The sequence below is a fragment of the Paenibacillus sp. DMB20 genome (assembly GCF_000987955.1).
Taxonomy (GTDB): Bacteria; Bacillota; Bacilli; order Paenibacillales; family Paenibacillaceae; genus Paenibacillus_AQ.
The window spans coordinates 1-9,497 of record NZ_LAZU01000019.1; the positions used below are offsets into that span (position 1 = coordinate 1).

At 52.5% G+C, this 9,497-nt stretch carries 5 protein-coding genes; 3 read left to right on the forward strand and 2 right to left on the reverse strand.

Going from position 1 to position 9,497, the window contains the following annotated elements:
- Positions 1-350: 350 nt before the first annotated feature.
- Positions 351-1,457 (reverse strand): BMP family lipoprotein, encoded by a 1,107-nt coding sequence (locus tag XI25_RS07035; protein ID WP_046677978.1) that lies wholly within the window; start codon positions 1,455-1,457, stop codon positions 351-353.
- Positions 1,458-1,851: 394 nt separating this feature from the next.
- On the opposite strand from XI25_RS07035, the gene XI25_RS07040 reads away from it, so the two are divergent.
- Together XI25_RS07040 and XI25_RS07045 are read left to right on the forward strand one after the other, a co-directional pair.
- Positions 1,852-4,971 (forward strand): GNAT family N-acetyltransferase, encoded by a 3,120-nt coding sequence (locus tag XI25_RS07040; protein ID WP_046677979.1) that lies wholly within the window; start codon positions 1,852-1,854, stop codon positions 4,969-4,971.
- Positions 4,958-5,827 (forward strand): amidohydrolase family protein, encoded by an 870-nt coding sequence (locus XI25_RS07045; protein ID WP_046677980.1) that lies wholly within the window; start codon positions 4,958-4,960, stop codon positions 5,825-5,827. Before XI25_RS07040 ends, XI25_RS07045 begins: the two co-directional genes overlap by 14 nt.
- Before the next feature lie 190 nt (positions 5,828-6,017).
- On the opposite strand, the gene XI25_RS07050 is transcribed toward XI25_RS07045, so the two are convergent.
- Positions 6,018-8,648: a cation-translocating P-type ATPase gene (locus XI25_RS07050; protein WP_046677981.1), complete on the reverse strand. Its 2,631-nt coding sequence runs from the start codon at positions 8,646-8,648 to the stop codon at positions 6,018-6,020.
- A 485-nt stretch (positions 8,649-9,133) separates the two neighbouring features.
- Between XI25_RS07050 and XI25_RS07055 the strand changes: the two genes are divergently transcribed.
- Positions 9,134-9,497 (forward strand): MBL fold metallo-hydrolase (locus XI25_RS07055; RefSeq protein ID WP_046677982.1); only part of this gene is annotated, 364 nt, incomplete at its 3' end.

A 9,497-nucleotide genomic window follows, 5' to 3' on the forward strand; every position in this document is an offset into this window, starting at 1 on the left:
ATCGTAAATAATCAGCTAAAATCAGCATGAACTCAAATCATTCCATGCCTTTAAGGGCTCATAAGAAAAAACGTCTATCGACGTACTTTCTCAGAAGACAGACCGCATTTAGCGGAATGTTTTTCTTGCGATATAAGGAAGCCTCGTCTTCGAAACTTATACTTTCTTATACTCATAAGAAAAACGTCTATCGACGTACTTTCTCAGAAGACAGACCGCATTTAGCGGAAGTTTTTCTTGCGATATAAGGAAGCCGCGTCTTTCGAAGCTTATACTTTCTTATACCTTAAAAAAAGACGGATCCCCTCCGTCTTTTTTTATGTTGTGCATGGTAGCTTTCGATTACCTAATTACTTAATCAGTTCCCCTTGTTCTCCCGCTACTTTAACTTCGCCGGATTTAATTTTGTTGTACACTTCGTCAACCTGCTTCACGATTTCGTCGCTCAGGTTCGGGTTTTTCTCCGGCAGGCCGACAGCGTCATTCTTGGCATCCAGCGTGAGCGTTTGTCCGCCTGGGAATTTGCCTTCGGTTTCGGCTTTGATCATGTCGTATGCCGCTTGGTCGATTTTCTTGACCGCCGAAGTCAGAATGACCGACTTCTCTCCCTCATAAACGCCGTCCTTGTACTGGTCCACGTCAACGCCGACCGTCCAAACGTCGTCGCCCTTCTGTGCGCGCGTTTTCGCCTCGTTGATTGCGCCAACGCCTACGCCGCCGGCAGCCGCGAAAATAACGTTCACGCCGCGGTCATACATTTGAGCAGCCAGCTGGCTTCCCGCCGCCACGTTGTCGAAGGATCCTTGGTATACGACGTTTTCTTTGTTGATCGTCACTTTCGTGCCCAGGTTTTCGTTGGCATAAGCCACGCCCTGCTGGAAGCCCCAGTTAAACTTCTGTACGGGCGGAATTTCCATCCCGCCGATGAAGCCCGCTTGGCCGTCCTTCACATGCAGCGCCGCTGCCACGCCGGCAAGGAAGCCTGCTTCATGCTCGGCGAAAAAGATCGAAACGGTGTTTTCTTTAACCACCGGTTTATTATCGCCTGCGTGCGGAGCACCGTCGATCAGAACGAATTTTGCATCCTTAAATTTGTCCTGCGATTTAAAAATGGCCGTTTCGAACTTAAAGCCCGGCGTTACGATAAATTTATACCCGGCGTCGTACAGGTTCCCGATTTCTTTTGAATAATCGGCTTCCGTCGTTCCGGCCGGCTTGAGGTATTTATATTCCATGTTGAAATCCTTGTTGGCTTTCACGATACCTTCATATGTTCCCTGGTTAAAGGATTTGTCATCAATCGTACCCGCGTCCGTAACCATGCCTACCTTGAAATTCGCCTTCGGCGCGTCGCCGCCGGCGCCGCCGCTTGTTTCCTTGCCCGGCTTGTCGCCGCAGCCCGCCAACATGGTGACCGATAATGCCAAACTGATTAATGATATGACCCCTTTTTTCATTTGGGATAACCCTCCTAAGAATATACTGTTATTTATAAATTTCGTTCTTACTTACAATATATTCGTAAAAGGAACCCTTTTCAACAAAAAAGTAGGACTTTTGTCTAGCTGCATCGGTGTCGCGGTGAAACGGTCAAGAGGCGTTATGCCATTTTTTTGGTTTTACGCAGGTGCCGTTGGCCGAGCAAAAGTAAAAAATCGTCGTTTTCGGCGCCATTTCTGGTCCAATGATCCCTAAACATATCGACTCCATCTACACTTTCTATTGGGAAGCGAGGGCTGTTCAAAGCCCCATTCCAAATTTTTGCAACCTTCAATCTGTTTGCTCGTTATACATATAGATGTGGCGTTGACACATTATGACAAAATAGCAAACAAGTCAGGAGGTCATGGAATGAATCCGATTGAGATCGTCCGCTATAAGCCGGAGCTTGCAACCGGAGTTGCAGACATGTGGAACCGAAGCCATGAGGGTTGGGGCGGAGGCAATGAGCTTCATACGGCGGAACGCGTGCGGACTGAAGAGGAAGGATCGGACGCGCTCGAGGTTTTCCTTGCACTGGATCAGGATGCCGTAGTCGGCTACTGCAGCCTGTCCGAGTACCGCGAGGATACCGGGGCGCTCTATATCGGCCTGCTGAACGTAAGGCCCGATTACCACGGCAAACAAATCGGCAAGAAGCTCGTCCGTGCGGCCTTGGATACGACGGTCCGGCTCGGATGGCCTCGTCTTGATCTTTATACGTGGGCAAGCAATACAAAAGCCGTTCCGCTGTATAAGAAATGCGGTTTTTTCTGGGAGGATCGGGAAGATACGACCCACCTAATGAATTTCATGCCAACCGTACTGAATACCGAAGCGCTCTCGCCCCACTTCGAAGTCATCGACTGGTACGACGACTCAACCCGCGAGATCGAGGTCAAGCCCGACGGCCGCAAGGAGAACGGCTTTGATTACTTCGCCTACACATGGGCGAAGAGCGACGTGACGCTTCGCGTAGAATTCGAGCGGACCGGAAGAGGCATTCGACTTATCGAAACCGACGACTACCTTATCAGCGTTTCGGCGGAGCAGGCCAAACCCGTCTTTGGCCGCTCGTATGCCATCGAGTACCGGGTCGTGAACAAATCGGGCCGTCCGCTAACACTGGAAATGCACGGAGAGGATGACCGCAATATCGTCTTTGACTGGGAGCATCAGACCGAAGTAGAAAAAGAGGAGTCGATCCGGACAAGCTTCTTCGTCGGTCCGGTTGAAGAGGAGCAGAGCGTGTGGCGGACATGTCCCCGGGTGACGACGCGGATTCGCATCAACGGGCAGGAGGCCTTGTTCCAGATCGGCGTCATGCCGCGATTCCCTGCCCAGCTCGCGCTGAAGGCCCCGATCCGAAGCACTTATCCGGCCAAGGAAGGCACCTTTTATGTCGATATCGAGAACAACTTTACGGAAACCGCATCATTTCGCTTCACGCTGCCGGACAGTCCCGTGCTTGCCTTGGGACGTCACGCCTTTGACGTTTCGCTCGCGGCCCAGGAACGGACTTCCATCGCCGTACCTTACCGGGTCGGGCAGTATGGCTTTTACTCCCAACAGGTTGAAGTCGAGGCCCGGCTGACCGATGGCACCGCCATTCCGTTCGCCAGATCCATCGGCGCGGGCTTCAGCGGTCCCGGGGCCGCTTTCGCCGGCGAGACGGAGCAGCATTGGCAGCTGTTCCACGGACATTTCTCGATTACGTTCGACAAGGAATGGAACAGCTTTTCGCTTCACTGCCCCGGGATGAAAACAAACGCCGATCTGCCTTTTCCAAAGCTGGGCAAACCGTTCTCTATGGAGTTCTCGAAGACGAAGCCGACATCGATTCAACCGTTCCGCAAGGAAGGCGCCATCGGGTTGTCGGTGCGCTATTCTTCGAACGCATTCCCTTCTGTCGCCTTGACCGTGAACATATTGCTGTACGGGGAGGGAACCGTAACCTGCTGGCACGAAGCGGAGAACACCGGAGAGCAGGCCTGTTCCGATCTGTACGTGAATCAACCGGTCCGCTTCGGGCTGGAACATGCCATCCTGCCTTATAACGGAAAATTTATCGAGCTCCGGGATGTCACAGGCAGCGAATACAGCTATTGGGAAAGCTCCAAACTCACGGAACCTTGGATATTTGTCCAGCGCGGCAGCGTTCCGCTCGGCGTCAGCTGGTCGCAGACGCACCGCGTTCAGGTGGAAGGCTGGTACATCAGTCTGGAATCTTCGCTTGGAAACCTGGCGCCAGGCGTAAAAGCGGAAACGGCACCCGTATATCTTGCGATGGGCAGTTACCCGGAATGGATCGGCTTTCGCGCCTTTGCCATGCAAGAGCCGGTTATTCGTACCGATCTCCGGCTTACCGATCCGATCGAACTGATTGTCAACGGGAACAATCCGTTCCTCCGCTCCCATCCGGGAGTCATGCTGCAGGATCACCGGCTGATGCAGAGAGAGGGAACGATGTCCGCTCAACTGCGCTATGAACCAAATGCTGCAACGCGGCAGATCGACATCGATGAGTCCGGTATGACGCGGTGTACCCTGCCCGTGCCCCAGCAAAACAGCGTGGATGTGATCGATGTGGAGATTCAGCTGCCGACGCATGACATGAAGCGAAGCTCTGTCGTGCTCGTCCCGTCAGACGAACCGATCCGGTACCGGGCGCACGAGGGCCAAGCCGGACAGAATCACACCGTAGACAATGGCGTGCTGGAGATGTCGGCCGCGCCGTCTTTCTACCCGGGCCTCCACTCGCTGCGCGTTGGAGGCGAGGAGTGGTTGTCCAGCGGATACCCTGAGCATGCTCCGAAATCATGGTGGAATCCGTTTATCGGCGGGTTGAAATACAGCATCGGCGACCTGAGTCCCCTGTCTGTCCTCAAGGAGAACAGCTCGGCGCAATTCGTTACCCGATTGGACAGCTTCAACAACGAATGGCAGGGCTTAAAGCTTACGCTGGACGTTCAGCGGCATGAAACTTACAAGGGACTGAAACTGCACCAATATTTCCTGACGATGTCCCGCGTGCCTGTGCTGTGCGTTTTCTCCGAGGTCGAACAGGAAACGGGCCTGAATCTCGACCACCTGGCTTGGAACGCGGAAATGTTCGTACAGCCGGGCGCCTCGCTTGAAGATTTGCGGGTATCCGTAAAGCATCATGACGGCGAATACCACAAGTTCCGGCTGGGCAAGGAAGAACTTGAAATTCCGGAAGCAAAACAGATCGTCTTCGAAGCGGTGAATCGGGAACAACAGCTTCATATGATCATGGATTCGAGCGAGCATTATCCATCCGTGTTCGCCAACGATCAAATATGCGAGGTCGATCATGGTCTCGAACGGAGTGTGCCGAACGGCGGCTTTGTACGCTCGGCTCCGCTTTTCCTGCTGTTCTCCTCGGACCGCATTGAAAGCGAAGCCTTGGCTTCCCTGTTGCAGATCCGGTTCCCGGACCAGAGAGGAGATCGCCCAAATGAAGATCATTGACGCCCACATGCATCTGTCTCATATTCAAGAGTTCAAATCAACCGCCGCGGAGAAATCATTCGTGGATTACAGTCTGGACGGGATCCTTAAAGAATACCGCGACCATGATGTCGTGCTCGGCATCGGCATGGGCCTGACCGAGACAAAGCCGGGGGGCTTCCCGGATGATGAAGCCGCTACCCCGATGGGGCTCGATCTTGTAGAGACGCTCCCTCCCCAGCTTGTCTACTGCCTTGGCATCAATCCTTACCGCCTCGGCAAACGGGAACTCGAAGCGCTGGAACGCGATCTGCGCAAACCGGAAGCGGTCGGCCTCAAAATCTACCTCGGCTATTATCCCTTCTATGCTTACGACAGCATTTACGAACCGGTGTACGAGTTGGCCGCTGCCGCCGGCGTCCCTGTCGTATTTCATACAGGGGATACATACTCGGAGCGGGGACTGCTCAAATATTCACATCCGTTAACCATCGACGAGGTGGCCGTCAAGCATCGGAACGTCAATTTCATGATGGCGCACTTCGGTGATCCGTGGGTGCTGGACGGGGCCGAGGTCGTCTATAAAAACCGGAACGTATTCGCCGACTTGTCGGGACTTATGGTTGGCGATGCCGACAATTGCAACCGTTTAAAGGATTCGCCGCTGTTCTTCGCCCATCTGAGACACGCGGTGACCTACTGCGACCATTACGACAAGCTGTTGTTCGGCACCGATTGGCCGCTCGCTCCCGTAGAAGCCTACATTCGGTTCGTCCGGGAACTGATCCCGGAGGAGCATCATGAGGATGTTTTCTACCGTACGGCACTGAAGGTATTCCCGAAAATTAAGCCGTTCCTGGCAAACGCGGACGGATAACCGGAAAGCCGCTGATAGATGCTGTCTGCCCTGCATCACGCGGCTCCGCCAAACGACAAACAAAGACTGCCCTAAACAGGCAGTCTTTGTTGATTTTATATTTGCGTTTTACCCGCACCCTTCTATCCTGCCGGGGATCATCGTTCTCCGCGTGCTTTCATCGCCTTACGGCAAACGGCGGGAAGCTCCATTAAGCTTTCTTGATTCTGGTCATGCGTACGAATAGCTTGATGATCTCATTGATGAAGAGAGGAACCAGCGCCAATCCGATGACCAGTCCCCAATCCGCCAAACTGAGGTTTTGCACGTTAAATGCGTCGGCAAGGAACGGTACGTTGATGGAGATAAATTGCAGAACCAAGCCTGCAACAACGGCGCCAACCAAGAGTTTGTTTGAAAACAACCCGATTTGAAAGATGGACTTCGTCGCACTTCTTTTGGCAAACGCATAAAACAGCTGGGAGGCGGCGAGGACCACAAAAGCCATCGTTCGCGCATACGTCATGGCATCCTCCGGGATATCGTTTGAACCTAAGCCGTAGCCGTACTCTTGCAACCCCCAATAAAAGGCGAATAACGTTAGTGCCCCGATCAGAATCCCGCCGAGAACGGCATTAAGGGCTGCCCCCCCTGCAAAAAAGCTCTCTTTGGGGTCTCTGGGCTTTTTCTTCATCACGTCTTCCTCACCGGGATCAACGCCGAGCGCAATGGCGGGCAACGTGTCCGTCACCAGGTTAATCCAGAGGATCTGGGTTGCCAAAAGCGGCAGTGGCCAGAAAAACACGATGGATGCAAGGATCGCAACGACCTCGCCCAAGTTGCACGCCAACAAGAAAGTAACCGTCTTCCGGATATTGGAATAGATATTTCGTCCTTCCCTGATCGCCTGAACGATCGTCGTGAAGTTATCGTCGGTCAGAATCATGTCGCTCGCGCCTTTGGATACATCCGTTCCCGTAATGCCCATGGCAACCCCGATGTCTGCGTTTTTCAAGGATGGAGCGTCGTTCACGCCGTCGCCTGTCATCGAAACGATATTCCCCTGTGCTTTGTAAGCCTTCACGATCTTCACCTTATGCTCCGGCGAGACACGGGCAAATACCCTGATATTCTTTATCTTCTGTTCAAAGGCTTCATTCGACAACTCATCGATCTCCGAGCCCGTCATGCTCTGGTCAATCGAGCTGGCGATATCCAGTTCTTTGGCGATGGCCACGGCCGTATTTTTATGATCCCCGGTGATCATCACCGGCGTAATCCCGGCCATTTTCGCTTCCCTGATGGAATCCTTGACCTCAAGTCTCGGCGGGTCAATCATGCCTACGAAACCAAGCACCGTAAGATCCCGTTCCATATCATCCGGATCGAGAAGCGTTTCGGTATCTTTAAACGCGGCGGCCAGTACTCTTAAGGCATCATCCGACATCTCTTCGGCTGCCCTCAGATATTGCTGTTTCAGCTCCTCGGTCAAAGGCACGACCTCTCCGTTGACAACGGCGGAAGAGGAAATTTTCAGCAGTTGATCAATCGCGCCCTTCGTATGTACGCGATAGCCTTTTCGCGTCTGATTCAAGGTAGACATCAGTTTCCGGTCCGAGTCAAACGGTTTTTCGGACACTCTCTTGTATTCCGCTTCAAGGGATTTTTTCGCGATGCTGTTCTGTTCCCCGTAAGCGACCAAAGCAACCTCGGTAGGATCTCCGGTGCCTTGACCGTTCTCGTATGTGGCATCCGAACACAGCACAAGCGTTTTGATGAGCTCGACCGGCGGTTCGTCGTCCAATGGTGTTGCCGTATAGGTTTCACGACCGCTCATTTTATTCTGTGTCAGCGTACCTGTTTTATCCGAGCAAATAATATTGACGGAACCCAGGGTTTCGACGGCAGGCAGCTTCTTTACGATCGCATTGATCTTGGACATTCTCGTCACGCCAAGCGCCAACACGATAGCCACAATCGCCGGAAGTCCTTCCGGGATGGCGGCGACGGCCAAACTGATCGCCGTCAGGAAAAGCTCAAACAGGTCTCTCTTTTGAATAAGGCCGATTACGAAAATAAGCACGCAGATGCCTATGGCGATAAACCCCAATGTTTTGCCGAGTTCCTCCAATTTTTTCTGCAGCGGGGTCAATTCCTGGGCATCCTCATCCAGAATTTGGGCGATTTTCCCCATCTCCGTGCCCATGCCGGTGGCTACGGCCACCCCTTCGCCTCTGCCATAGGTAACAAGGGTGGACATAAAAGCCATGTTGGCCATATCGCCAATGGGCGTCTTGGGATCTTCGAGAAGAGCATCCGCATTTTTATCGGAAGGAACGGATTCCCCGGTTAGGGCGGATTCCTCGATTTGCAGATTGGCGCTCTCCAACAGCCTTAGATCGGCGGGAATATATCTGCCGGCATCCAAGATAACGATGTCGCCCGGAACGATGTTGGTTGAGTCGATTTCCCTCACTTCCCCGTCCCTTCTGACAAGCGACCGGGGCGTCGTCATTTGCTGCAGCGCTTCGATCGCTTTCTCTGCCTTATTTTCCTGAAACACGCCGATGGCCGCATTTAGAAACACGACCGCCAGAATGATGACGGCATCCATGTATTCCCCGACGATCAGCGTGACTACAGCCGCACCCAAGAGCACATAGATCAGCATATCCTTGAGCTGCGCAAAGAAAAGGGCGACCATGCTTTTTTTCGGCTTGCCTTTCAGCTTGTTCGGGCCGTATTGATTCATTCGGGCTCCGGCCTCTTCCTTAGCAAGCCCTGCGGCAGGGTCTACCCGAAGCTCCTGCAAGACTTCTTCTTTGGATTTCGAATACCACATCGCGAACACCTCTTATATTGGGTTGTTAAAAGAAAAGCTGCTAACGATATTGTAAACCTAATGAAGCTGAAATAATCTTTCTAAAGAGATACGGACTCATTTATAATATATACGGCTATAAGGAACAGCCCATTTCACTAATGAAGCCGTTGCTGCGTCCGATCCTTTGAAAAAAGATAAGCATAACATAGGGGCTGCTTTTGTGGGCCCTGTTTCATTTCTGTGCTCATCCTTTCTGCTCTTTCGCATGAACCGCACCCATCTGGTTCTTATCTCGCCCGCGAGTCGTAAATTAACAAGCATTGACCTTAGTGTATCAGTTTTCGGCCTGTTGATCGCATGCCTTTTGGTTTATTTCTGTCCCTTTGGCGAAGGTGTCGGTTTTTGTGCGGCGGCGGCACCCATTTTGATTGTAAATCCACGGACCAGCGCAACCATCGTCTCACTCGTGAATGTCGCTGTAAATGAAAGGACCCGTGCATATCATGCATAACTATCATCTGCTTGAGATTGAGTTTGAGCACAGCGGACAACAACAAATCATTACCCCGACCCTGCTTTTGGATGACCGCGAAACGATTCTTATCGACTGCGGCTATCCCAATTTCATGCCTCTCCTTAAAGAATCTGCCGAGCGGCACGGCGTCATGCCGGATTCGATTACCAAATTGATGATCACGCATGACGATATCGATCATACCGGTTCTCTCGCTGCATTCAAACGGGAATATCCGCACATCGAAATTATCGCGTTTGAGCTGGAGACGCCATATATTGAAGGTACCCGAAAATCGTTACGGCTTGAACAGGCCGAGTCCATGCTTGACATGCTGCCTGAGACTGCCAAGG